We start from the raw sequence: 25,402 nt of genomic DNA, 5'->3' as shown, positions 1-25,402 counted from the left end.
GGCGGAACGGATGATCGCTGTCCCGACTGCCGGACCGCGTCCGATCGGCGGAGTGACGCCGGTCAGGCGGCGCTGCGCTCGAACTCCGGCTGGGCGTCCTGCGCCTCGCCCATCCGCTCCATCGCGTACTTGCGTGCGTCGAGCAGGGCGAGCAGCACCGGCGGGTCCAGGTCCCGGGTCGGCCGCAGTTCGAGGTCCGCCATGATCATCGAGTCGGCCCGCACCGTGAAGGGGCCGTAGGTCGCGACCGACACGGGCCGGTCGGCGATGTCCGCCCCGGTTCCGGCTCCGTCCAGCGACACCGACTGCGCGAGCAGATACCAGGTACCGACGGGCACCGAGTTGAAGACGACCCTGCCGGGTTGCTCCAGCACCGCGCAGCGCGCCGGTCGGCCCTCTGGGATCCGGTGGGCGAACATGCCCAGGAAGATCACCGCGTCGTCCGACTCGGGCAGCCGCAGCCGGCAGGACAGCCGGGCGTTCGATCGGCGGCTCGCGCTGTCGGTGGCGGCCTGGATGGCGGCGGCGTAGCCGGCGCGACGGCGGTACACCGTCGGCGACATGCCGACGCTGCGGCTGAAGCGCGAGCTGAACGTGCCGACGCTGTTGTACCCGACCCGCACGCTGATGTCCGCGACGTTCATCGACGTGGAGACCAGCAGCTGCTTGGCCTTCTGCAGGCGCAACGCCGACAGGAAGCGGCCGGGCGAGACGCCGGTGAACCGCTGGAAGATCCGCGTGAAGTGGAACTTGCTGAACATCGCGGCGCGAGCCAGGTCGTCGACGGTCAACTCATCGCCCAGCCGCTCGTGCATGGCTTCGATCGCCCGTAGCACGGCCCGTTCGGCAACGTCCTGCATGGTCTCCCCCTGATGGCAGTTGACGAATCTAGAGTGGCGGCGCAATTCTGACGACAATTTACGGCCGCCTGCACAAACGGCATAAAAATGGTCGCCTGAATTGCTCTCGGGACATCAGTAGCATCGATCGATGTGGAACTCCTTGATCCCCGGTGACAGGCTAGCCGACCCCTTGTGAGCGATCAATACCCTCCACTTACCACCCGAGTGCGCAGCGCACACATGAAGTAGTTCTGGATATTGAAACTATCTGCTGCCGCCAGAATCCCCAGCCTAGAGCGCATCCGCGGGATTAGATACCGATACTCGCCAATGCTTGCACCTTAAATCGACCCCGTTGATGCGGTGTTCATTCATGAAGCGCTCGAATGCGGACGTTTCACACCATTAGCAGCCAGTGCGCCGACTCTTCTCAGAAACGACTTCGGCCACCTGGACCGGCCAGGCCTCGCCGGTATTACAAATCGGTACAGAACGGTCAGCCGCTGCCGCCCGCCCGCGCCCGCCGGTCCTCGCCGCGAACGGACCCACCCACGGCGTCGGCCGCGCCGGCGTCCGACGCGACCCTCACGCGCCGGCCGCGCCGCCGCCGGACCACCCTCGGCAGGCCCTGGACGCCGCGCGGCCCCGGTTCACCACCGACCCGAGCACTCCGACCTGCGGTCGGCTCGCCCGGCGGGTCCGCCGGCAACCCGGCCCCCGGGCCGCCCCCACCCGGCCGCGGCGTGCGCCGCAGCCCTGGATGGCGCAGGGCCGAGTGCACCAGACCCGCTACGGAGCGTGCCCACTCCACTACCTCGCACGGATTGAGAAGACATCGGATACACGCTGCCTCGACAATATCCATGCCCGCACAATCCATCCGCACGAGGGAGACCCTTGTCGACGCGACTCACTGGGGTTCTGCCAGGCACCGTCACGGTGCCCGTAACGCACCACGCTGGGCAGCGATCTGAGGCGCGTACCGCCGGACTTCACGCCCTCGACGCCGTCCGCGAATTGGAACCACCTCAATTAACCGCTATTACTCGACGGTAGAAACGACAGTGATAATCGGCTCCGGGCACCGTCCGGCCGGCGAGTTCACGATCCGTCACAGTTACGTAGTGCGACCGGAAGTCATCCGGCTCCGGTCGGCGTCGATTCCAAAGTACAATCACACCGGGCTCGCGGGACGAACTGATCCAGGAAGAGATGCGCGCGGGATATGGGGGTTTCCATGCGAATATCGGATCTGAGCAAGCAGGCCGGCGTGCCGGTTCCCACGATCAAGTTCTATCTGCGTGAACACCTGCTCCCGCCCGGCGAGCCGACCGGCCGCAACCAGGCCGTCTACGGCGAGGCGCACCTGCGTCGACTGCGACTGATCCGCGCGCTCACCACCATCGGCCAGCTCGACCTCACCACTGTCCGAACCCTGCTCACCGCGATCGAGGACGAGACGCTTCCCCTCGCCGGGCTCTTCGACGTCGTCAACCGCACGCAGGTGCCCCAGGAGGACACGCGGCCGGACAACGCCGACGTGTTGCGCGCCGCGCGTGAGGACGTCGCGAGCCTGATCAAGGAGCACGGCTGGCGGGTCGATCCGGATTCGCCGGTCAGCAGCCACCTGGCGCAGGTGCTGGCGACCCTGCGGCAGCTGGGCTGTGACTGCGAGGCGGACTTCTTCACCGCCTACGCCGAGGCGACCGAGCGGCTCATCGTCCGGGAACTCGACCTGCTCTCGCCCGAGAAGCCCAACCGCGGGGCCGCAGCCGCGCGCAGCGTCCTGCTCGAAGTCGCGCTGACCGCGATCCGCAGGATGGCTCTGGAGCACCACGTCGCCGTGCGGTTCGACTGACGGCCACCCGCACCGTCCCCGGCTCGCCCCCCGCCCTCCACAACGGAGACGCCACCCCCCGATGGGGTGGCGTCTCCGTTCGCGGTGGCGTCAGATCTCGGCCGGCGCCTCCCGGGTCACCGCCGGCCCCGCCGTGGGAGCGCCGTCGCCCGTGGCATCCGGCGTCCCGCCCGTGGGCGGGAACCGGCGCAGCACCGTGACAGCCACGACCGCCAGCATCGTGGCGATCACCGCGGAGATCCCCGCGACGCTCTGCAGCGCCGTGGTGAAGGCAGCGCGTGCGCCGTCGAGCAGGGCCGCACCGGTGGCACTTGGAAGGTCGGCCACCGCGGCGACCGCGCCCGTGACGTTCTCCCGGGCCGTCTCCGCAACGCTCTCCGGCACGCCCGCCGGCACATCCAGCAGGCCACGGTAGATGCTCGTGCCGATGGTTCCGATCACCGCGATGCCCAACGCGACGCCCAGCTCGCCGCTCATCGACGAGACCGACGACGCCGAGCCGGCCTTCTCCGGGGGCACCGAGCTGACCACGAGACCAGTGGAGATCGACGCGAAACCGCCGGCGCCCAGCGACACCAACGCGATGGCGACGATCGGCAGGGCCAGCGGGCCGGTCTTCTGTACCTGCGTCATCAGCAGGAAGCCGGCCACCGACCCGACCAGGCTCATGGCGATGACCACGCCGGGGCGGATCCTCCGCGCCAGGATCGGCGCGGTCATCGAGCCGGAGACGAGCGCCGCCGCGGCGACCACGCTCCAGAGCCCGGTCTCCAGTGGCGTCAGACCGCGCACCGACTGGAGGAAGAGCGTGAAGATCAGCGACATGCCGGACATCATCACCGAGCCGATGATCATGATCATGAGGGCGCCGGTGAAAGCCTGATGCCGGAAGAGCTTCAGGTCGAGCAGAGGATCCCGCCGGCGCTTCTGCCGCTGCACGAACAGGAAGCCCATCACCAGCCCGGCCGCCAGGACCAGCGCGGGCGAGGCCGCCCACCCGTCGCGCGCCAGCTTCTTGAGGCCATAGATGACCGGCAGGATCGCGCCGAGCGACAACACCACGCTGACCAGGTCGATCCTACCGCCGTCCGGGCCACGGTACTCCGGCAGCAACGCCGGCCCGGCCAGCACGATCACCAGCATCACCGGCACGTTGATGAGGAAGATCGAGCCCCACCAGAAGCTGGTCAGCATGGCGCCGCCGACCACCGGGCCGACCGCCGCGCCGCCCATGAAGCAGCCGATGAAGACCGCGATGGCCAGGCCCATCTGCTGCGGGTCGCGGAACATGTTGCTGATCAGGGCGAGCGCCGACGGCATCACGGTGGCGCCCGCGACACCCATCAGGGCCCGCGCGAGGATCAGCATCTCGGGGGTGGTCGAGTACGCCGCGAGCAGGGACATGAGCCCGAAGGCGGCCGCGCCCACGAGCAGGATCCGGCGCCGCCCGATCCGGTCGCCCAGGCCGCCCATGGTGATCAGGAACCCGGCGGTCAGGAAGGCGTACACGTCGATGATCCAGAGCTGCTCGACACCGGTGGCCCCCAGGTCGGTGCTCAGTTGCGGGAGGGCCAGGAACAGCACGCTGGCGTCGACGGACAGCAGCAGCGCGGGAAGGGCCAGCATCGCCAGCCCGATCCACTCGCGTCTGCCGGCCCGGTCAGCCGGCTCGATGTCGTCAGTGGGTCGCATCAGGCATCCCTCCTGGTCCGTTCCGTCACCGGTGGACCCGGGACGGGCCTCCAACAGGGAGCAAGGCTATCGAAGTCGATGTCCGTTATGTTCTTCGAGCTTGCGTAGGTGGCGCCCGGCGACTCCGCCACCACCCCGAACTGATTGCGATCCGACCCTCTTTGACATATGGTGCACCGATTGCAAACCGCAACCAGGCTGGGGGTCAGCATGTACGATTTCACGCCACAGACCGCCGACGGCAAGGTGCTCTGGCATTTCTCCATGTCCCTGGACGGCTTTGTCGCGGGACCGGACCACTCGATGGACTGGCTGGACGGTCTCTCCGACACTCCGGGGCTCATCGAGCCGTACATCGAAACCCTCGGCGCCGTGCTCGGCGGTCGGGACGGCTACGACAGGTACGGCGACACCAAGCCCTACGGTGACTGGGACGGACCGGTCTTCATCCTCACCCACCACCCCGAGGACGCCACACCGTCGCCCGGCGTCACGTTCCTCACCTGTGACGTCGCCGAGGCGTTGCGCATCGCCGTGAAGGCCGCCAACGGGAAGAACGTCGAGGTCCACTCCGCCTCGATCGGCCGGCAGCTGCTCCAGCTCGGCCTCATCGACGAGATCGACCTGCACGTCGCACCGGTGCTGCTCGGCGACGGTATCCGACTGTACGACAACCCGGGCGGCACCCCGATCCGGCTGCGCGCGACACTGCAGGAAGACCCGCTGGCCGAGCTCACCGTCCGCTACCGGCCAATCCGCGATCTCTGAACGCCCGTGCCGGACGTGCCGCCCCTGGTCGTCCGGCCGGCCGGTCCGACCTGGATCCGCCGTCATGGGCGCGACCGGTCGTGCCGTCCGAGGGCGCGCAGCCGCGTCTCGACGGCCGGCGGCAGCGCGCTGACGACCTTGATCGGGGCGACGTCGGACTCGGGCAGTCGTTCGGCGGCGAAGCGGCGTATCTCCTCGGCCAGCTCCGCCGCTTGTGGGTGGTTCAGGTAGTGCGCCGCCGACTCGATCGGTTCCCGCACCTCGTAGAGGTCGGTCAGCGGCTCCGCCGCGTCGGTGCCGAGGAAGACGGCGTCCATCTCGTCTGGACGCGCCGATGCCGTCACCACAACCCGACGGCCGAGGTGCTCGGCGAGTAGATGCAGATCTTCCGGCAGCCAGCCCCATGCCTCCCGAGGCGGGACCGGCTCGACGCGCTCGATGGCGGCCGCCGCGGCCACGAGTGCGGTCAGCGCCCGGTTCGGGATACCGGTCACCCGCAGGTCTTCGCCCGCCCGCTCCGTGAGCCGGCGGGTGAGTCCGGTGAGGTCGGTCCCGTCGGGCAGGTCGCCGAACCGCAGCCGGGGCACACCGGCGAGTGAGCGGACCGGCGCCGGTCCCTTGTGCAGGACCGCGTCGAACCGGAAGCTGGTCAGTTCGTTGACCGCGGAGCTGCGCTTGAGCTGGATGTCGACGCCTACTACGTCCGGCAGTTCCCGCGCCGTGGCGACGAAGTACTCCGGGGCGAGCAGCATCCACTGCTGGGTGACGGCCGCCTCGCGTACCCGGTCACGGATCTCCGCCGGCGGGGCCGCAGGGTCGCGTGTGCGCTGCACCTCGGTGAGGAACTGCGGCAGCAGGCTCAGGTTCCGGTTGTCACCGACGAACAACCGACCGCCCGGCGCCAGCACCCGCAGCGCCTGCTCGATGAACCGGCGCAGATACCCGTGTCCGGGGAAGTGCATCGTCACCGAGTTGAGGATCACGGTGTCGAAGTACCCCTCGGGGAAGCGGTCGGTCTCGACGGCCTCGGCCGCCCGCAGGTGCACCCGGCCCGCCCAGGGAACGCCCGCGTTCCGCAGCCGGGCCCGCAGCTTCGCGATGGTGACCGGGGAGAAGTCGGTGGCCCGGTATTCGACGCAGTCGGGGGCCAGGTGCCAGAGCAGCAGTCCCGACCCGACGCCGACTTCGAGCACCCGCGACGGCTTGAGGGCACGGACGCGGCGGACGGTCGCCGCGCGCCACTGTTCCATCTGGTCGGTCGGGATGAGCTCCCCGGTGTAGCTGCTGGTCCAGCCGCTGAAGTCGGAGGTGTGCCCAGCCGCCTCGGAGTCGGCGGAGTAGAGGTCGTCGTAGAGCCGGCGCCAGCGCGTGACGAACTCGGGCTGCCGCACCTCGGCCGGCACCACATAGATCACGCCATCGTCCACGGCCGCGCGCTCCACCCGGGGGTGCGTGCCGAGGATGCTCTCGAGGCCGGTCATCGCCCGCTCCCCATGGTCACGGCCTGCGCGGCCAGCGCCCGCAGGTCGACCTTGGCGTTCCTGGTGAGGGGGAATGCCTCGATGAAGGCCCACAGCTCCGGCACGGCCCATGCCGGAAGCGTCTGACCGACCCAGGCCCGCAACTCGGCCGGCGACGGGGCCGGGCCCTCAGGAATGACCCCGGCGATCAGCCGCTGGTCGGCGACCTTGCCCTCACCGACGACCACCGCGTCGCGCACCCCCGGGTGCTCGCGCAGCCGCCGCGCCACCGCCTCGGGCTCGACGCGAAACCCGCGTACCTTGAGCTGCTGGTCGAGGCGACCGACAAACATGAGGCGGCCACGGCCGTCCCAGCGCACCAGGTCTCCGGTCCGGTAGAGGCGCTCGCCCGTGTCCGGCGCCTTCGCGCCGAAGGCGCGGGCGGTCTCCTCAGGTTGGTCCAGATAGCCCTCGGCGAGCGCGATGCCGCCGACGCAGAGTTCACCGACCGCTCCTGGCGGCACCGGGTGACCCTCGTCGTCCAGTACGATCAACCGGGTACCCGCCAAGGGCCGGCCGATCGGCAGCGGGTCGCTCACCTCGGCCGGCGAGTCGAAGTGGTGGATCGTGGTGAAGGTCGTGCATTCGGTCGGGCCGTAGGCGAGGCTGATCCGCAGTCCCTCGTGGCGTTCCAGCACCCGCCGCACCTGCTGTGGCGGCGTGACCTCGCCGCCGGTGATCACCTGGCGCATACGCGCGAACGCCTCGGGCCGGTGGTCGGCCATGAGCCGGAACAGGCCGGTGGTCAGGAACGCGACCGTGACCTCACGCTCGATCAGGAACCGGGCCAGCTCGGTCGGGGCGACCGGTCCGTCCGGCAGGATCTGCAGGCCGGCGCCGGACAGCAGCGAACCGAAGATCTCGAAGGTGGACGCGTCGAACGCCAGGGGCGCGGCCCGCAGGAAGCGCTCACCGGGGCCCTTCTGCGCATAGTCGGCGTCGCGGATCAGGCGCACCACCGCGCGGTGCGGCACGGGGACGCCCTTGGGCCTTCCGCTGGAGCCGGAGGTGAAGGCGATGTACGCGAAGCGGCCCGGGTCGGCCGGCGCCGGCTCAGGCCCGGGCTCCAGCGGCATCGCCGGCGTCCACGGCTCGATCGACGGCCGGCCGGCCAGCTCGGCCACCTCGGGCGCGCCGATGACGGCCACCGGCGAGACCTGGCGGAGGATCTGGGCGAGCCAGTCACGTGGGGCGGCCTGGTCCACCGCCACGTAGGCCGCCCCTCGATGCAGCACCGCCAGCACGGCCACGACCTCGGCGACACCGCGGGGCACGGCCAGCACGACGCGGTCGCCCGGGCGGATCTGGGCCAGGGCGGCGGCCTGGGTACGCACGGCGGCGAGCAGCTCGTCGTACGTCAGGTCATCGACCGCCACCTCGTCCGGAAAGCGCTCGGCGGTCTCCTCGAAGAGGTGCCACAGATCCGCCTCGCAGTCGGTGGCCGGCCCGTCGGAGAGCGCGTCCAGCCACCGCCGCTGCTCCGCCGAGACGGCCCGCACCGACGACACCGGCGCGTCCAGGTCCGTGACCAGCTCCTCGAGCGCCGCGGTAAAGCCCTCGATCAGGGCGATCGCCTCATCCGGCCGGAAGACACTCGGCTGGTACTCCAGCTGCAACGACGGCCGCTCACCCCAGTTGGTGAGGAACAGCGTCGTCTCCATCATGGACGAGCCGCCGTATCCCTCGTGCAGCCGCAGGTCCAGGTCACCCGCGCGCAGCCGGTCGCCCACCAGCTCGTCGTGGGCCTCGAACACGGCCTGGATGACCGGCGTCCGATCGCGGACCTCCTCCTTCCCGAGCGCCCGGATGATCTCCTCGAACGGCAGCTCGGAGCGGCCGGTGGCGGCTGACCAGGAGGCGGCCCAGGCGCGCAACTGCTCGGCGACCGTACGGGCGCCGTCGATCTGAAAACGCACCGGCACGATCCGCACGCACAGCCCGAGCACGTCGTGCAGCTGAATGGCCTCCCGCCCGGACATCGCGACGCCGATGGCCAGGTCCCGCAAACCGGCCCGGCGACCCACGGCCATCGCCCAGGCGCTGCACACCACAACTGTGTGGGGCACGCCGAGCTGCTGCGCGGTCGCCTCGACGCGGTTCCGCAGCTCGGCGCTCAGGCCGAACGGCAGGTGCACGCCCATCACGTCGGGAACCTCGGGCCGCTTGCGGTCCACGGGCAGCGGCACCGTCTCGGGCAGCCCTGCGAGGTCTTCGACGGCGAGGCGGGTCAGCTCTGCCAGCCGCCCGTTCTCGCTGATCTCCCGGTGCCAGGCCGCGATCAGGTCGGGCGAAGGCCCCGGCTCGGCGACGCCCGTGGTGTACGCGTGGGCGAACACGTGCCAGAACCGGCCCAGCGCCCACCCGTCCATCAACGCGTGGTGGAACAGGACACTCAGCAGATCGGGCCCACCCTCGACCCGGGTGTGCACGAACAGGATCGGCGGCTCCTCGAACGGCCGCAGCAGCCCCGGCGCGGCCGAGAGCTGACTGTGGACGATGGCCACCACGTCACCGCCGGCCGGCGGAACCAGCCGCTGCTCGATCAGCCGCGGTTCCCAGCTGGACAGCACCCGTCGGCTGAAGTCGTCGCCCGGAGACCCGGCGACGTACCCGCCGTGGGAGGACGCGAGGGCCTCGCGCTCGGCGCGCGCGGTGGCGCCGGAGGTGAAGATGGTGCGCAGCGCCTCGTGGTTGCGGGTGAGCGCGGCCAGCGTCGACCGCAGCCGTTCCGGATTCAAGGGCACGGCGCTCTCCGCCGTGTAGATCACCCGCACCGGGCGGCCCTCGATCATGTCCTCGGCCAGGAGCATGCCGGCCTGGCCGGTCAGCAGCGGCCGGTCCACCGCGGTGCTCTCGTCACCGGCCGACACCGGCCGGTACTCGGTCGCCTGCGCCATGGCCTCGGTGAGCGGTACGGCCGCCCGCAGTGCGCGCAACGGTGGCGCGACGCCCAGCCGGCGCTCGACCCGGGCGGCGAAGTCGGCCGCCCGCAGGGAGGTGCCGCCCAGATCGATGAAGGAGGCGGTGTCGGCGCGCTCCTCGATCGTCTCGGTCGCGCACCCGAGCACCTCGGCCGCCACTTGGGCCCATTTCCTGCGGTCGACTCCGCCGGGTCCGACTGGCACACGGTCGAGTTCGTTCGTGGTCATCGCCACCCCTACCGGTCTCGGCATCCTTGTCGATGCCGCCATGCTTCTCGATCCCGGAGACGGCATCACCTCCCGCCTTGCTCAACCGCCACGGCCGCCCCGCGTGGGCCGAACCGTCCGCACGGTCGAAGATCTCCCCTCGGCACTGTCCGCACGATCGAAGATGCCCGCCCGCCCGGCCGGTTGCGAGACTGACGCGCATGAGTCTCTCCATCGCCTGGCGGGACGGAGTCGTCGAGGCTGTCGACCAGTGCGCGCTGCCGCACGAGTACCGGCTGCTGCGGCTCACCACGCCGGGCGAAGTGATCGACGCCATCCAACGCCTGGCCATCCGCGGGGCCCCGGCCATCGGAGTCGCCGGCGCGCTCGCGGTGGCGATGTCGGCGCGGGCGCACACACGCGACGGCGTCTGCGACGAAGGCGCCGTCCGCGCCGACGCCCGGCGGATAGCCGACGCGCGGCCGACCGCCGTGAACCTGAGCTGGGCGGTGCGCCGGGTGATCGGCAAGCTCAGCAGTGGCGCCGACGCCGTGCTCGCTGAGGCGAACGCGATCCTCGTCGAGGACGAACAGCGTAATCGCGCGGCCGCTGACGAGGCCGCCGACCTCGTCCGGCGGTTGTGCGGGCGGAAGCCGTTGCGGCTGTTGACCCACTGCAACACCGGGCGTCTCGCCACGGTGGCGTGGGGCACGGCGCTCGGCGCCATCCGCGTCCTCGCCGACGCCGGCCACGTGGCCGAGGTGCTGTTCGGCGAGACCCGGCCGCTGTTGCAGGGCGCCCGGCTCACCGCGTGGGAACTGGCCGAGGCCGGCATCCCGCACCGCATGCTGGTCGACTCGGCCGGGCCGGCCGCTCTGGCCTCGGGCATGGTGGACTGCGTCCTGGTCGGGGCGGACCGGGTGTGCGCGAACGGAGACGTGGCCAACAAGATCGGCACCTACTCGCTCGCGCTGGCCGCGCACCGTGCGGGCGTCCCTTTCATCGTCGTCGCACCCGAGTCGACCCTGGACATGTCGCTGGCCAGTGGTGCGGAGATCCGCATCGAGGAGCGCGCGGCCGGTGAGGTCACCGCGTTCGGCGGGGTGGAGGTCGCGCCGGCGGGCACCGCGGTGTTCAATCCCGCGTTCGACGTCACGCCCGCGGAGCTGGTGACCGCCGTCGTCACCGAATCCGGGCCGTTCCGTCCGCTGACGACATCGCTGTCGGCACCGCCCGTGGTTGAGCCGGTCTCATGACCTGGTCCGTCGACGGCGCGGGTAACGCCCTGGCCGAGACCGCCGCCGCGCTCTACGCCCGCGGCTGGCTGGAGGGCACCGCGGGCAACCTCTCGATCCGGATGCCCGGTGGTCAAACCGCGCTCATCACCGCGAGCGGCGTCAGCAAGGGCTCGATCACCGCCGCCGACGTGGTCGAGGTCCGCATCGACGACGCGCGCCCGGTGAACGCCGACGCCCCGCGGCCGTCGGCCGAGACCACCATCCACGCGGCGCTGTACCGGTTGTCCGCCGAGTCCCAGGCGGTCGTCCACGCCCATCCGCCGTACGCCACCGCGACCGCGATCCTGGCGGCGCGGCGCGGCGCCGACAGCGTGACGTTCACGGACCTGGAGATCATCAAAGGACTCGGACTCGCCGACCCGTCCAAGGTTGTCGTTCCGGTGTTCGACAACCACGCCCAGGTGCCCCGCATCGCCGACGACGTCCTCGATCGCATCGCCGCGGATGCGCCGCCGGTGATGCTGATCGGCAATCACGGGGCGACCACGTGGGGGCCGACGCTGGACATCGCGCGCAACCGCATGGAATGCCTGGAGGCGATGTGCCAGCTCACGTTGTTGGTCGACCGCTCATGACGTGCCATCAGTGACAAGGAGATCCCGATGACCCTGCTACAGGTCATGCCCAAGGACGACGGTACGAACGTGTTGACGCGCACCGAGGACATCGCCGAGATCGCCGCCGAGCTGGCGCCGCACGGCATCCGGCTCGAGCGCTGGGCGACCGTCCCGCTGGCCCCGGACGCCGGGCAGGAGGAGGTGCTCGCCGCCTACGCCTCCGAGGTGGAGCGGCTCTCGGCGGAGGGCCCGTACCCGCTCGTCGACGTGGTCCGGATGGTGCCGAACGACGCCGACCCGGAGTGGCCGGCCAAGGCGGAGGCGGCCAGGACGAAGTTCCTCAACGAGCACACCCACGACGAGGACGAGATCCGCTTCTTCGTCGAGGGCAGCGGATGCTTCTACCTCCACCTGGATGACAAGGTATACGCCGTGGTCTGCACGGCCGGTGACCTGATGTCGGTCCCGGCGGGCACGACGCACTGGTTCGACATGGGCACCCGGCCGCACTTCTGCGCCATCCGGTTCTTCCAGGAGGAGGACGGCTGGGTGGCCGAGTTCACCGGTTCGGAGATCGCGTCCCGGATCCCGACCCTCGACGAACTGCTCGCTCCCGCGCCCACCTCATGACCGGTGCAGTCGTCCTCGACATCGAGGGCACGGTCAGCCCGCTGTCGGCCGTGCACGACGTGCTGTTCCCCTACGCCCGCGATCGGATCGAGAGCTGGGTGCGGCAGGACCGTCCCGGCACCCGCGAGGTGGTCGCCGGCGTTCGCGGCCTGCTCGGCGACGGGTCCGACCTCGACGACGTGGTACGGACCCTGCTCGACTGGCACGACCAGAACGCGAAGCACAGCCCGCTCAAGACACTGCACGGGCTGATCTGGGAGCAGGGTTTTCTGGCCGGTGAGTTGTCCGGTGTCTTCTACGCGGACGTGCCGCCGGCACTCGCCGAGTGGCACCGGCTCGGCACGCCCTGCTGGATCTACTCCTCCGGTTCCGAGCTCGCCCAGAGGCTCTGGTTCTCCCGCAGTGACCAGGGCAATCTGCTCGGGTACCTGACAGGGCACTTCGACACGGTGACCGGCGGCCCCAAGCGGGAGCCGGCTTCCTACCGGAGGATCGCGCAGGCCATCGGCGCGGCCGACCGCGACATCCTGTTCCTGTCCGACAGCCGGGCCGAGCTGGACGCCGCCCGGACGGCGGGCTGGCAGGCCGTGGGCGTACGCCGGCCCGGCTGCGAGACCGATTTCGGCACCCACCGGGTGGTCGACGACCTCGCCGGGTTCGGCGCGAGAACGGAGGTGGCCTGAGTGAGCAACGACGTGCTCGTCCCCAAGTTCGCGGCCTTCCGCAGCACGATCTTCGCCGAGATGACCGCGCTGGCGAACCGAACCGGCGCGATCAACCTCGGTCAGGGCTTCCCGGACAGCGACGGTCCCCCCGAGCTGCTCAAGGCCGCAGCGGATGCGGTGCTCGCCGGGCGTAACCAGTACCCGCCGCTGCCGGGTGTGCCCGAGCTTCGCCGCGCGATCGCCGAGCAACGGTCGGCCGACTACGGCACACCGTACGACCCGGACACCGAGATCCTCGTGACCGCGGGCGCCACCGAGGCGATCACCGCCGCGATCGCCGCTCTGGTCCCGGCGGGCGACGAGGTGCTGGTGTTCGAGCCCTACTACGACTCGTACAGCGCGGCGATCACCATGGCGGGGGCCCACCGGCGCACCGTGCCGCTGCGTCCGCAGCACGACCGGTTCACCTTCGATCCCGACGAACTGGCCGCGGCGGTGACCCCACGCACGCGCGCGGTGCTGGTCAACACGCCGCACAACCCGACCGGTACCGTGTTCTCGGCGGCCGAGCTGGCCCACATCGCCGCCGTCTGCCGGCGGCACGACCTGATCGCCGTCACCGACGAGGTCTACGAGCACCTGACCTTTGACGGGATCCGGCACGTCCCGCTGGCCTCGCTGCCCGGGATGGCGGAACGAACGCTCACCATCTCCTCCGCGGGCAAGACCTTCAACGCCACCGGCTGGAAGATCGGCTGGGCGTGCGGGCCCGAGCGGATGGTCGCCGCCGTGCGGACGGTGAAGCAGTACCTCACCTTCGCCGGCGGCACGCCGTTCCAGTACGCCGTCGCCGCGGCGCTGCCCCAACGGCACGGCTGGCTGAGTGAGCTCCGGGCACGCCTCATGACCGCCCGCGACACGCTGCGGGACGCGCTCACCTCGTCCGGATGGCGCTGCTTCTCCTGCGAGGCGGGCTACTTCCTCCAGGTGGACGCCCGGTCGGTCGGATACCTCGACGGCACCGCGCTGTGCCAGGACCTGGCCACCAAGGCGGGGGTGGTCGCCATCCCCAGCTCGGCGTTCTACGCCGACACCGAGGCCGGGCGGCACCTCGTCCGGTTCGCGTTCTGCAAGAGTCACGCGGTGATCGCCACCGCCGCCGGCCGGTTGGCCGAGTTCGCCAGCACCACGAAGCAGCGGGAAGGAGCGGCACCATGGCGGGAAGCACGCCGGTCGGTGTGATCGGTGGCAGCGGGCTGTACTCGCTGCTGGAGGAAGCCGAGCAGGTCAGCGTCGAGACTCCCTACGGGGAGCCATCCGACAGTCTGGTGCGCGGCGTGGTCGGCGGCCGGGAGGTGGTCTTCCTGCCCCGGCACGGCAAGGGCCACCGGCACCCGGCCCACGTGATCAACTACCGTGCCAATCTCTGGGCCCTGCGGTCGCTCGGCGTACGCCAGGTGCTCGGCCCCTGTGCGGTCGGCTCGCTGCGCCCCGAGCTCGGGCCGGGCTCGTTCGTCGTGCCCGACCAGGTGGTCGACCGCACCAGTGGGCGCGCCGCCACCTTCTTCGACACCGGCGCCGTGCACGTCGGCTTCGCGGATCCGTACTGCCCGGACGGACGGGCCGCAGTGGTGAAGAACGCGGCCGAGTTCGGGCAGCCCGCCGTCGACGGTGGGACGATGGTCGTGATCAACGGTCCGCGGTTCTCCACCCGCGCCGAGTCGCAGTACTACGCTCGGCAGGGCTGGTCGCTGATCAACATGACCGGGCTCCCGGAAGCGGCGCTGGCTCGCGAGCTGGCCATGTGCTACACCTCGATCGCTCTCGTCACGGACCTCGACGCCGGCATCGACGAGGAGAGCGCGGTGGCGCAGGACGAGGTCTTCCGCGTGTTCTCCGAGAACGTCGAGCGGCTACGCGAGCTGGTGTTGCGGACCGTGGCGAGCCTCGGCGACCAGGGGGAATGCCGGTGCGCCCACGCGCACGACGGGCTCACCCTCCCCTTCGCCCTGCCGGGCTGAAGCCTGCTGACATGACAGGGGGACCGTCCTCCCGCAGGACGGTCCCCCTGTCGTCACCGGCGCCGGGCCTGATCCGGCGTCAATCCCACGGCATGGCCTTCGCGATGTCGTTGCGGTATCGGATGCCCTGGAAGCTCACCTCGGCTATCGCCTGGTAGGCGTGCGAGGCCGCCTCGTCGAGCGTGGCGCCGCGACCCACCAGGTTGATGCTCTTGCCCCCGTCGGTGACCAACTGGCCGTCGGGCCGGGTGCGGGCGGCACCGTAGAAGACGAGGCAGCGGTCCCGGTCGACGGCGTCCAGACCGGTGATGGGGTAGCCGCGGCCGTATTCCCCGTAGGGCCAGCCGGGAAAGGACCGGCCGGGTTCCCTGGTCGGCCCCTGCGTGGCCACGACGTTCACGAAACACTCGTCGGTGACGACCAGCGGCGGCTGCCGGTCGAGCGTGCCGTCCAGGATGGACGTCGCCACCTCCGTGAAGTTCGTCGTGATCCGGGGAAACACCACCTCGGCCTCCGGGTCGCCCATCCGGGCGTTGATCTCGATGAGGTGGAGCTGGTCTCCGACGAGCATGCAACCGACGTAGATCACCCCGGTGTAGTGGAGGCCCTCGGCGTCGATCGCGGCAAGCAGCGGCCGCAGCATCTGGCGCTCGAACCTCTCGATCTCCTCGGGCGTGTCGTCCGGGCTCGGCGAGAAGGCGCCCATGCCGCCGCACATGACGCCGCGGTTGCCGTCGTCGGACCGGGGGTAGTCGACCGCCATCGGCAGCATCAGGTGGTGTTCCCCGCCGACCAGCGCGAAGTACAGCAGTTCCCGGCCGACCAGCTTCTCCTCGATGATGATCGTCCGTCCGCCGGGCCCGAAGTCCCGGGAGACCATCAGCCGGTTGATCGCGTCGATCGCCTCGGCCTCGGTCTCACAGATGAAGACGCCGTTTCCCTGGCACGACTCGTTGCCCTTCACGACGTGCGGGCCGTCGGCCGAGCGTACGTACGCGATGGCGGCCGCCGGATCCTCGAAGTACCGGTATCCCGCGGTCGGGATGCCGTACTTCACGCACAGTTCCTTCGTGAACCTCTTGCTGGACTCGAGACGGGTCGCGGACCGGTCCGGGCCGATGGTGGGGACCCCTGCGGCGCGCAGCTCGTCGACGAACCCTTCGGTCAGTGATCGGGGATGGGCCGGCATGGCCAGGTCCGCGCCGATCTCCCTGGCGTACTCCACCACCGGGCCGGGGTGATAGATGTCCAGCCAGGGCGCCGAGACGATGCGATCGTCAGTTATCGCCGCGCAACCGGGCGCGAGGTGCACGGTGACGTCCGGGTCGGTTCTCACGAACAGGTCGGCGAAGGCGTGCCCCCGGCCGGCGTAGTCGATGATGAGCACATTGCGCATCCAAGGGCTCCCGTTTGGGCGACAGTTACGAGACTCGGGAAATCCGGGGTGAGTCGTCACCTGCGAGATCGCGGGGCGACGCGCCGACGTGGTCGGCGAGGGCCTGGGCGAACGCCTCGGTGAGCGCTTCGACCTGGTCGGCCCGATCGCCCGCGTAGAGCCGCAGGAAAGGGGGCTCGCCCTCGGCGAACGCGTCCGCCGCGGACAGTCGCGGGATCGAGAAACCGAAACTGGCTCCCTTGGTCACCTGCACGTCCGAGACCCGGGCGTTGGCGAAGATCCGGTCGAACAGCAGGTTGAGCTCAGCCTTGGTGTTGCGGTCCCGTTCGTGGAACAGGAACGTCACACACCCACCCGCGTACGGCAGCCGCTCGGCGATCCGGACGTCGGGGTGGTCGGGCAGGCCGGGGTAGAAGACCGCACCGGCGTCGGTGACCCGGTGGTCGCCGCGCAGCAACTCGGCGATCCGCAGCGCGTTCGCGCCGATCCTCGTCATCCGCCGGCGATAGAAGGATCGCTGATACCGCGGGAACAGGTCCGAGCCGTGCCGGTAGAGGATCAACCCCGTGTTGCGGCGTTGCCGGTCGAAGGCCTCCCGCAACTCGATCGGGTAGGCCACCATGCCGGCCATTCCGGCGTCCATGCCCAACTGGAGGTACTTCGAGCCACTTTCGTAGTACAGCACCTCGACCTTGTCGTCGCTGTCGAGCAGGTCGGCTGGCATGCCACCGGAGAGCATGGTGCCGTCGATCACGACCGTGGTCCGCTCGATGACCACCGATCGCAGCCGGGCCAGCAGGCCGGACAAGTCGATCATGCGCTGCTCGGCCGTGTTGGACAGCGGGTCCACGAAGAGGGCTCGCGGCCGGTAGTGCACGACATCGGCGATGATCTCCTCGACGCCGTACCCGGAAGCCCGCTCGACCCGGACGAACGGCAGGGTGACCAACTGCTCGGACGCCTCGAAGTAGATGTACGGCGCCATCAGGACCATGTCGCCGTTCCGCAACCGCTCCCGCAGCAGGAAAGCCTCGACCAGGGTGTAGGCGGCGACACCGGACGAGGTGGCGCTGATCGAATGACGCTCCGGTGACAGGCCGAGAACGTCGAGCAATTGCGCCTCGACCCGGTGCACCGGATCGTGCACGTAGCGCTCGTAGTTCACGATTGGTGAGCCCTGCGCCCGGAGGTCGAAGAATTGCACGGCCGCAGACTGGTCGAATGCGGCCGAACGCCATTCCAACGCACCGCGGACATAAGAGAGCGTGGCCAACCCGAAGCGGAGCGCCAACTCGCTCGCCGACAGCTGGCCCGCGTCGATCGCGGACTGCGTCAGAAGCAGGTGCCGCTGCTCGGCGATGTGTTCCCCGGCCGCGTGGGCCGCGGCGACCAGGGCGGCGACGACCGGCTCGTCCACCGGTAGCGTGTTGCGCTCGCAGTACCCGACGAACTCGTCGATGTCGTGTCGTGCCGTGCTCAGCTCCCAGGCGCAGCTGTCCAGTGCTCTGACCAGATCCGTCACCTGGCCGGACGCCTCGGGGCCGGCCTCGCCGCCGGCCGGCGCCGTGGTTGCCGGCGGGCCGCCGGAGAGGACCCGCGGCTCGCCGCTTTCGTCGGCCGTCGACCGCGTGTGCTCTGGCAACGTGCTCCTCCAACTCGGGCCGGCGGCTGTACCGGGAACGCCGCTCCAGCGGACATCGTCGTGCCAGCTCTGATGCTACTTTGTGGCCACACCGCGAAATCTTGTTCCAAATTGCTCAATTGCCGGATCACGTCGACCTGATCGGTGGGCATGGGCACACTTGTCACGAATATCGGGCTACATTGACGGTAAGGGGATACGACGCTGTCATGGATGTCGACCCGCAGGCGCCACCCGTGAAGCAGGCGCGCACCACGAGAGCGGCCGACCCCTCGAAGCGCCAGGGGCGCAGGCCCACTCCGACGCCGATCCTGAACCGTCCGATGGTCCTGTTGCTGCTGGCCGCGTTCGGCGCACTCACGAACTTCTTCCTGCTCCTGTCGGTCGTCCCGCTCTATGCCGGGGGCTCGGACGCGGGCGACGTCGGCGCCGGTCTGTCCACCGGCGCGATGATGCTGTCCACAGTGCTGCTCGAGCTTGCCGCACCGAAGTTGCTGGCGAGGTGGGGATATCGGACGGTGCTGACGCTGGGGCTGCTCCTGCTGGCGGCGCCGTCACTGTTGCTGACCCTCTCGGCGGCGGTGGAGCTGGTCATCACGGTGTCGCTGGTGCGTGGCGCCGGATTCGGCATCTTCGTGGTCGCCGGCGGCGCTCTCGTCGCCGAACTGGTCCCGCCCGAACGCCGCGGGGAAGCGCTCGGGCTGTACGGGGTCATCTGCGCGATACCGGCCGTCGTGGGGTTGCCGGCCGGGGTGTGGCTCACCGACCACGTCGGGTTCTCGACGATCTTCACGGCGATGACGATGATCGGGTTGGCCGGGGTGCTCGCCGTGCTCTTCCTGCCGTCCAGGACCGGCCGGGTCGAGCAGGAGCCCAGGGTCTTCAAGGGAATGACCGGCGCACTGGCCCGTCCGACGCTGATCTTCACGGCGCTCGCGGTGGCGTCGGGCGTGTTCGCCACCTTCCTGCCGCTGGCGGTGTCGGCGGAGTCACGCGGCCTGGCCGCGCTGGCTCTGCTCATCCAGTCGTGTCTGGTCGCGTTGGCGCGCTGGGCCGCGGGCTGGATCGCCGACCGTCACGGCGTGTCCCGGCTGCTGGTTCCGGCCGTGCTCCTGTCGGCCGTCGGCACCTTCTGCGTGGTCTGGCTGGACAGCCCCATCGCGGTGATCGCGGGAATGGTGCTGTTCGGCATCGGTTTCGGTGCGGGGCAGAACGTGACGATGGTGATGCTGTTCGAGCGGGTCGACAAGGCCGAGTTCGGCCGGGCGAGCGCGCTGTGGAACTTCGCCTATGACGCCGGGCTCGGAATAGGCGCCGTGGGATTCGGCTTCGTGGCCGACCTCCTCAGCTACCCGGCCGGTTTCGCGCTGACCGCGGCGCTGCTGCTGATCGCCGTCGTCCCGGCCGTGCGGGACCGGAGCGCCCGGTTGCCCGCGGGGCAACTGAGCACGCACGAGGATGACACCCGGGTTGTGACTTCTTAGCATCGCTGGCATGAACTTCACCAACGTGGATCCCCCGCATCTCGTCGACCCGGGGCTCTCCCAGGGTGCGCTCGTCACCGGCGCGCAGCGGCTGCTGTTCATCACCGGTCAAGCGCCGTTGACCGCCGACGAAGCGGTGCCGGAGGGCTTCGAGGCCCAGTGCCGGCTGGTCTGGAGCAACGTGCTGGCGGTCCTGCACGAGGCCGGGATGACCGTCGAGAACCTCGTCAAGGTCACCACCTACCTGGCCGATCGCTCCGACCGGGAGGTGAACTCCAAGATCAGGCAGGAGATGCTCGGCGGTCACCGTCCGGCCCTGGGGATCATCATCACCGGATGCTGGGACGAGTCCTGGCTGCTCGAGATCGAGGCCATCGCGGCGGCCTGATGCCCGTGAACCTCCCGGGCCCGCCAGGTCGCGTCCCCTCCGTTGGACGCGACCTGGCGGGTTTCCGCTTTCGCAGGTCGGCGACGGGTCAGGGTGCCGGCTCGATGTTCTGGTTGAGGTGGAACACGTTGTCCGGGTCGTAGGCCCGCTTCACCTCGGCCAGCCGGGCCAGCTTGGCGGGCGGGTAGGCGCGGCGGACACCGTCGGTTCCGTCGTCACTGAGCATGTTCACGTAGACCCCGCTGGCGAACGGTTCGAGCGCCGCCGCCACCTGCTTCGTCACCGCGATCCGGTCGGCGTCCTCGGCGGGATCGGTCCACGACGAGCGGACTCCGAACTCGAAGAGCGTCTGCCGGTGACCGAACGCGGTCTCCTCGTCCGCAACCTCGGCGATCGCCCCGCCGTACGCCTCCAGCCAGCCACCCGGCAGTCCCTCGCCGTTCCCGCCCTGCGCTCCACGGGACAGGTACGCCTCGATCGCCGCGTCCGGGAACGTCGACAGGTAGTGGTCCTTGGAGTACTGGCGCAGACCGTGCCGATCCGCCTCGTCGTCCCTGGTCTGCAGCTCCCGATAGCTCAATTCGTACACCCGCTCGCGTACCGTCCGGCCGAGCCCGCACAACTCCGGCACGAGACCCTTGCCCTGGTCGGGCTCGCCGACCCAGACGTATCCGACGGTGACCTCCGCGCCGGAGACCGACGCGGTGAACGTGGCCTGGCGCGGCGCCATGGCGCTGAGATCCCGCCAGCCACGGAGCACCGCCGGACCGGCGTCGAGCGGGAAGGTCAGCTCCACCACCAGCGCCCGCGGATCGACCGCGTGCAGCCGGAACTCGAACTCGGTGACCACGCCGAAGTTCCCGCCACCGCCGCGCAGCCCCCAGTACAGGTCCGGGTGCTCGGTCCGGCTCGCCCGCAGCACCTCCCCCGTCGCCGTGACCACCTCGAACGACAGCACGTTGTCGCAGCCCAGTCCGTACTGCCTGGCCAGCCAACCCATGCCGCCGCCGAGCGTGAAACCGCCGACGCCGGTGTGCGAGACACTTCCGGTGGTGGTCGCCAGACCGTGCGGAAGCGATCCGCGGTCCACCGCGCCGAGCAGTGTGCCGCCCTTGACGACGGCGGTGCGACGTGCCGGGTCGACCTGGACGCCGTGCAGCGGCCGGAGATCGATCAGCAGACCGTTCTCCGGCACGGCCGGCCCGAGTGCGGCGTGTCCGCCGCACCGCACGCCGATCTCCAGCCCGGCGTCGCGCGCGGTACGTACGGCAGCCACGACGTCTCGCACGCTCGCACATTTGACGATCATGCGGGGCCGGTGTTCGACCATCCCGTTCCAGGCGGCGCGTGCGTCGTCGTAGTCGCGGTCGCCCGGCCGGAGCACCCATCCGTCCAAACCGTCAATCAGGTCACCCATACTGACTCCTGTCATCCGACGATGGCTTCGGCAATGGCCTCGACGAGACCGTCCACCTGATGCATCCGGTCCCCCACGTAGAGCCGGAGGAACCGCGGCTCGTCGTCGGGGATCGGCACGTACCTGTACTCCTCCTCGCTGGTGCTGACGCTCTGCGCCCACACCCTCGGTACGGAGTAGCCGAAGCTCACGCCCTTTGTCACCTGGATGCCACGCGTCCTGGCCCGTACCAGGATCTGGTCGACCACCGTGTCGAGATTGTCCCATTCGTTGCGTACGCGGTCGTGGTACAGAAACGTCACGATGCCGCTGCCGTAGGGCAGTTCGGCGGCCAGCCGCCGGTCCGGGTGGTGCGGCAGCGCCGGGTGGTGCACCACCCCGGCCGAGCTGACCCGAGGGTCGGCGTGCAGGAGGGTCGCCACCCTTTCGGCGTTGGCCCAGATCCGGCGCATCCTCCTGCGGTGCACCGAGACCTCGTAGCGCGGGAACAACTCGGCGTTGTGCCGGGCGAGCACCAGGCCGGTGTTGCGGCGCAGCATGTCCATGCGCTCGGCCAGCTCGATCGGGTACGCCACCAGACCCGCGAGCGCGAAGTCCATGCCCAACTGGAGGTACTTGGTGCAGCTCTCGTAGTACAGGACCTCCAGCCGGTCGTCGGAGGCGAGCAGTGCCGGCTGCAGTGACGCGCCGGTCATCGTCCCGTCCACGACCACGGTGCAGCGTTCGGTAACCACCTCGCGCAGCCGCCGGAAGAGCTCGGGGAAGTCGAGCATCCGCTGCCGCACGTTGTTCGCCAGCGGGTCGAGGAAGATGACCTTCGGGCGGAGCCGGACGACATCGGCGATGATCTCCTCGACGGAGTACCCGCTCGCCCGCTCGGCCCGCGCCTGGGGCAACGCGTGGAGCTGCTGCGCCGCCTCGTAGTAGATGTAGGGCGCCAGGAGCATCGTGTCGCCCGCGCGGAGCCGGTCCCGCAGCAGGAACGCCTCGATCCAGGTGTACGCCGCCATGCCGGAGGAGGTCACCCCGATGCCGAACCGGTCAGGCGGGAGGCCGAGCAACTCCAGCAGCTGGCGCTCGACCCGGATCACCGACGCGTGCGTGCCGTTGCGGTCGTAGTGGATCGTCGGCCAGGCCTCGGACTGGGTGCCGAAGAACTGCACCTGGGCCGACTGCCCGTAGGACTTCGCGGACCAGTCGAGCGAGTGCCGCACATAGGCCAGCGTCGCCACGCCGAACCGGAGGACCGCCTCGCTCGCGCCCAGCAGGTCCGCCGCGTCCGCGGTGGAGGCGGCCAGCAGGGCCTGCTGCTGCCGGGCCATCCGCATACCGACCTGATGCGTCGCGGCTACCAGCTGCGCGAGCACCGGCTCGTCCACCGGCAGCTCGTTGCGCACGCAGTACGTCGCGTACTCGTCGATCTCGCGCCGCGCGGCGCGCAGCTCGACGAGGCAGCCGTCGAACTGCTCGCTCAGGTCCTTGACCTGCTCGGGCAGCACGTCGTCGAGCGGGGCGGCGGCGCCGAAACCCGGTGCCCCCACGGAGCCCGCAGGGCCGCCGAAGCCGTGGTCCCCGCCCGTCATGCCGTCATGCCAGGCGATGGATCGCGTCATGACCGCCATCGTCGCAACCACCCGACGCGATGAGCATCTTCGATCGTGCGGGTGTTCGGGCATCCATCTCGGAAAATGCGGTCTTCGGAAACGGCTCTCGCCCGCGGGCGCCGTCCCGGCCTAGTTTGAGAGGTGGAATGTCCGCGGTACGGAGGAGTTCTCATGACCGTCACGCCGTCCTCTGAGGTGCTGTCCCACCGGCCGACGGTGTTCGACACCGAGGAATGGCTTGACGCGTGGACACGGGCGACCATCGAACGACGACGGGTCATCGACCCGGGTCGGGCCCCCCGCTATCTGTTGGAATACTCGCCGTTCTGGCAGGGCCTCGAGAACGACACCGGCAGCGGCGTCGTCTGGGACCGGCCGGTACTCACTGTCGGCTCGATCTACTCCGTCTACGGCCCGGCCTATCTGGCCGGCGACGAGTCGGCGGTGGCCGCCCTGGTCGACGAGGCCCGCGAGCAGGCGCGAGACCTCGGTGCGGCCGGGGTCCTGGTGCTCAACCTGCCACCCGGTCCGGCCCGCCAGTGGGCCGCCGTCCGGCCGCCCGACGTCTTCGCCCGTCTGGACACCGCCTACTACAAGAACCCGGGGAGCGGACCGGACCCGGTGATGGGCGAGGTCAAGACGAGGAAGCGGACCGACTGGCGACGCCGGTGGCGCCGGGCGACCGAGAAGGGCGTCAAACTCGTCGAGGAGACGGGCCCCGACGCGGTGGCGCAGATCGACCGGGTCCTCGAGCTCACAAACGGCTCGTCGGTGAAGCACGGCTGGCCGGCGCTGTACGACCGCGCCACCCTGGAGGCGGTGCTGTCCACGCCGTACGCCAGTCTGATCCGGACCGTCTGGGAGGACCGGACGATCGGTGTGTCCGTGTCGCTGGAGCACGACCGCCGCCTCTACATCTGGGGAGCCGGCACCGACGCCGAGGTCTATCACGAGGTGAGCCCCTATCCGTTCATGCTGTACGAACTCCTCGCGCAGGGTGTGGAGCGCGGCTGGGACGTCATCGAGTTCGGTCGGGGCAACGACACGTTCAAGAAGCAGCACGGCTTCAAGGGCACCCACCTCTGGGGTCTGTGGTACGCGGCCGACCCGAAGGACGTCGACATCTACCGCCCGCGGTTGACGACCGTGCACGAAGGCCTGCTGACCGTGGCCGGTTACGAGGGGCTAGCGCAGCATCCATGACCACCGGCAGACGGACCGGGATCGCGGCCCTGCTGCTGTCCGCGGTGATGATGAACATCGCGTACACCATGCTGGTGCCGCTGGTGCCGGAGCTGACCGAGCGGTTCCAGATGTCCGCCCTGGAGGTCGCCGCCGCGTTCAGCGGCTTCGCCGTGGCCAAGGCACTGACGCAGCCGATCGGCGGGATCCTGGTCGACCGCACGCCACGCCCGCAGGTGCTGGGCTTCCTGGGGATGAGCCTGACGGCAGCCGCCGTGCTCGGTCTGGCCTTCGCCGCCGCGGGCTGGCAGGTGCTGGCCTGGCGGCTCGCCTGGGGCGTGGCCGAGGGCCTCACCATGCCGGTGCTCTACCAGCTGGCCAGTTCGTTGGGCGCCCATTCGCGCCACGGATCAGCCCGGGTGCTGGGCTGGTTCGGTGGCTGCTGCACGGCCGGCATGGTGCTCGGTCCCGCCGTGGTCGGTCTGCTGCACCCCGTGCTCGGCTTCACCGGGGTGTTCCTGGCCGGCGCGGTGGTGACCGCCGCCGGCGGAGTGCTGTTGCTCGGCCTCCGGGTCGACCCGGTGGAGGCTCCGCCGCCGGCCGCCGAGGGAGAGCGGTGGACCACGGGAGCCGTTCGCCCGCTCGTTCTCCTGGTGGCTCTCTTCGCGGTGCTCGACCTGATCAACAACGCGCTGTTCTCGGCGTTGGAACCGGTGGTCCCCCTGCACCTCGACACGTTCACGAGCAACGGGGTCGCCTACACCTCGGTGATCTACACAGCCGGGCTGGCGATGTTCATGGTCGTCGCCATGACCTGCGCCGGGTTCGTGGAGTCCCGGCCGTTGCTGGTGATCGCCGCGTACGCCCTCGGCGCCGAGGCGATCGGTCTCGCCGCAGTCGGCCTGTTCGACGGCGTGGTGGCGATGGGTGCCGGCCTGCTGCTGTTCATGACGGCCCAGCCGGTGCTGTACCTGGTGACCCGGCAAGGGGTGAACCGCGTGCCGCGGCATCTGCTCGGGCGCGCTTTCGGGGCCTTCGGAATGGTGTCCGACACCGGAATGGTCGTGGGTCCTCTGCTGGGTGCTCTCGCCTACACCCGGCTCGGCATCTCTGCCTTCCTCGTCATGGCCGGCGTCGCCGCCGCCGCGGGACTGGGTGTCGCGCTCCTCCGGGTCGTCCGGAGCGACTTCGTGTCCGAGAAGAGCGTCGCGAGTCCTGCCGGCGGCGAGCCGGTGCGGGCGGAGCGATAAGCCGCGCCGAGGGGATGCGGACGGGACATCCCGTCGTGCCGTCATGAAGCAACATGGGAG

20 protein-coding genes are annotated in these 25,402 nt (G+C 70.1%); 12 read left to right on the top strand and 8 right to left on the bottom strand.

The features are described from left to right. Window positions 1-62: 62 nt before the first annotated feature. Complete coding sequence (locus tag ACFYO8_RS00585; protein WP_354864384.1) at window positions 63-860, bottom strand: AraC family transcriptional regulator; 798 nt, start codon at window positions 858-860, stop codon at window positions 63-65. A 1,219-nt stretch (window positions 861-2,079) separates the two neighbouring features. On the opposite strand from ACFYO8_RS00585, the gene ACFYO8_RS00580 reads away from it, so the two are divergent. Next, complete coding sequence (locus tag ACFYO8_RS00580) at window positions 2,080-2,700, top strand: MerR family transcriptional regulator (RefSeq protein WP_354864386.1); 621 nt, start codon at window positions 2,080-2,082, stop codon at window positions 2,698-2,700. A 90-nt stretch (window positions 2,701-2,790) separates the two neighbouring features. Here the strand turns inward: ACFYO8_RS00580 and ACFYO8_RS00575 are convergent, their stop codons facing one another. Next, complete coding sequence (locus ACFYO8_RS00575; RefSeq protein WP_357708372.1) at window positions 2,791-4,392, bottom strand: MFS transporter; 1,602 nt, start codon at window positions 4,390-4,392, stop codon at window positions 2,791-2,793. A 210-nt stretch (window positions 4,393-4,602) separates the two neighbouring features. On the opposite strand from ACFYO8_RS00575, the gene ACFYO8_RS00570 reads away from it, so the two are divergent. Further along, complete coding sequence (locus ACFYO8_RS00570) at window positions 4,603-5,160, top strand: dihydrofolate reductase family protein (protein WP_354864390.1); 558 nt, start codon at window positions 4,603-4,605, stop codon at window positions 5,158-5,160. 62 nt (window positions 5,161-5,222) lie between these two features. Here the strand turns inward: ACFYO8_RS00570 and ACFYO8_RS00565 are convergent, their stop codons facing one another. Further along, window positions 5,223-6,641, bottom strand: coding sequence for a class I SAM-dependent methyltransferase (locus tag ACFYO8_RS00565; RefSeq protein WP_354864392.1), 1,419 nt, complete (start codon window positions 6,639-6,641; stop codon window positions 5,223-5,225). Further along, window positions 6,638-9,760, bottom strand: coding sequence for an amino acid adenylation domain-containing protein (locus tag ACFYO8_RS00560; RefSeq protein WP_354864394.1), 3,123 nt, complete (start codon window positions 9,758-9,760; stop codon window positions 6,638-6,640). The genes ACFYO8_RS00565 and ACFYO8_RS00560 overlap by 4 nt, the downstream gene beginning before the upstream one ends. Before the next feature lie 269 nt (window positions 9,761-10,029). Between ACFYO8_RS00560 and mtnA the strand changes: the two genes are divergently transcribed. The 6 genes from mtnA to ACFYO8_RS00530 are packed head-to-tail and all read left to right on the top strand — an operon-like array spanning window position 10,030 to window position 14,979. Beyond that, window positions 10,030-11,064: an S-methyl-5-thioribose-1-phosphate isomerase gene (gene mtnA / locus ACFYO8_RS00555; RefSeq protein ID WP_354864396.1), complete on the top strand. Its 1,035-nt coding sequence runs from the start codon at window positions 10,030-10,032 to the stop codon at window positions 11,062-11,064. Next, on the top strand, window positions 11,061-11,681 hold the full coding sequence (mtnB, locus tag ACFYO8_RS00550) for a methylthioribulose 1-phosphate dehydratase (RefSeq protein WP_354864398.1): 621 nt from the start codon (window positions 11,061-11,063) through the stop codon (window positions 11,679-11,681). The genes mtnA and mtnB overlap by 4 nt, the downstream gene beginning before the upstream one ends. A 27-nt stretch (window positions 11,682-11,708) precedes the next feature. Further along, complete coding sequence (locus tag ACFYO8_RS00545) at window positions 11,709-12,293, top strand: cupin (protein WP_354864399.1); 585 nt, start codon at window positions 11,709-11,711, stop codon at window positions 12,291-12,293. Next, a complete protein-coding gene (gene mtnC / locus ACFYO8_RS00540) occupies window positions 12,290-12,976 on the top strand; it encodes an acireductone synthase (RefSeq protein WP_354864401.1) in 687 nt (228 codons plus the stop codon). The genes ACFYO8_RS00545 and mtnC overlap by 4 nt, the downstream gene beginning before the upstream one ends. Then, window positions 12,977-14,200: a pyridoxal phosphate-dependent aminotransferase gene (locus ACFYO8_RS00535; protein ID WP_354864403.1), complete on the top strand. Its 1,224-nt coding sequence runs from the start codon at window positions 12,977-12,979 to the stop codon at window positions 14,198-14,200. After that, window positions 14,173-14,979 carry an S-methyl-5'-thioadenosine phosphorylase gene (locus ACFYO8_RS00530; RefSeq protein WP_354864405.1) on the top strand — a complete coding sequence of 269 codons (807 nt, stop codon included), beginning with the start codon at window positions 14,173-14,175 and terminating at the stop codon, window positions 14,977-14,979. The genes ACFYO8_RS00535 and ACFYO8_RS00530 overlap by 28 nt, the downstream gene beginning before the upstream one ends. 79 nt (window positions 14,980-15,058) lie before the next feature. On the opposite strand, the gene purD is transcribed toward ACFYO8_RS00530, so the two are convergent. Both purD and ACFYO8_RS00520 read right to left on the bottom strand, forming a co-directional pair. Continuing rightward, a complete protein-coding gene (gene purD, locus ACFYO8_RS00525) occupies window positions 15,059-16,375 on the bottom strand; it encodes a phosphoribosylamine--glycine ligase (RefSeq protein WP_354864407.1) in 1,317 nt (438 codons plus the stop codon). Window positions 16,376-16,400: 25 nt separating this feature from the next. Continuing rightward, window positions 16,401-18,017 (bottom strand): PLP-dependent transferase, encoded by a 1,617-nt coding sequence (locus ACFYO8_RS00520; RefSeq protein ID WP_354864409.1) that lies wholly within the window; start codon window positions 18,015-18,017, stop codon window positions 16,401-16,403. Window positions 18,018-18,226: 209 nt separating this feature from the next. On the opposite strand from ACFYO8_RS00520, the gene ACFYO8_RS00515 reads away from it, so the two are divergent. Further along, the gene (locus ACFYO8_RS00515; RefSeq protein ID WP_354864411.1) at window positions 18,227-19,501 is read left to right on the top strand and encodes an MFS transporter; all 1,275 of its coding nucleotides are present in this window, start codon (window positions 18,227-18,229) and stop codon (window positions 19,499-19,501) included. 10 nt (window positions 19,502-19,511) lie between these two features. Then, window positions 19,512-19,889, top strand: coding sequence for a RidA family protein (locus ACFYO8_RS00510; protein ID WP_354864413.1), 378 nt, complete (start codon window positions 19,512-19,514; stop codon window positions 19,887-19,889). Window positions 19,890-19,977: 88 nt separating this feature from the next. Here the strand turns inward: ACFYO8_RS00510 and ACFYO8_RS00505 are convergent, their stop codons facing one another. Both ACFYO8_RS00505 and ACFYO8_RS00500 read right to left on the bottom strand, forming a co-directional pair. Then, window positions 19,978-21,306: an FAD-binding oxidoreductase gene (locus ACFYO8_RS00505; protein ID WP_354864415.1), complete on the bottom strand. Its 1,329-nt coding sequence runs from the start codon at window positions 21,304-21,306 to the stop codon at window positions 19,978-19,980. Window positions 21,307-21,317: 11 nt separating this feature from the next. Next, on the bottom strand, window positions 21,318-22,919 hold the full coding sequence (locus tag ACFYO8_RS00500; protein ID WP_354864417.1) for a PLP-dependent transferase: 1,602 nt from the start codon (window positions 22,917-22,919) through the stop codon (window positions 21,318-21,320). A 162-nt stretch (window positions 22,920-23,081) separates the two neighbouring features. Between ACFYO8_RS00500 and ACFYO8_RS00495 the strand changes: the two genes are divergently transcribed. Together ACFYO8_RS00495 and ACFYO8_RS00490 are read left to right on the top strand one after the other, a co-directional pair. Continuing rightward, window positions 23,082-24,113 carry a GNAT family N-acetyltransferase gene (locus ACFYO8_RS00495; protein ID WP_387256601.1) on the top strand — a complete coding sequence of 344 codons (1,032 nt, stop codon included), beginning with the start codon at window positions 23,082-23,084 and terminating at the stop codon, window positions 24,111-24,113. Then, window positions 24,110-25,342 carry an MFS transporter gene (locus tag ACFYO8_RS00490; RefSeq protein WP_357708359.1) on the top strand — a complete coding sequence of 411 codons (1,233 nt, stop codon included), beginning with the start codon at window positions 24,110-24,112 and terminating at the stop codon, window positions 25,340-25,342. The genes ACFYO8_RS00495 and ACFYO8_RS00490 overlap by 4 nt, the downstream gene beginning before the upstream one ends. Window positions 25,343-25,402: the final 60 nt, after the last annotated feature.

Origin of the sequence: Micromonospora sp. NPDC005257, assembly GCF_042872445.1 — a bacterium.
Taxonomy (GTDB): domain Bacteria; phylum Actinomycetota; class Actinomycetes; order Mycobacteriales; family Micromonosporaceae; genus Micromonospora.
This window is presented reverse-complemented; position numbering and strand designations above follow the sequence as displayed.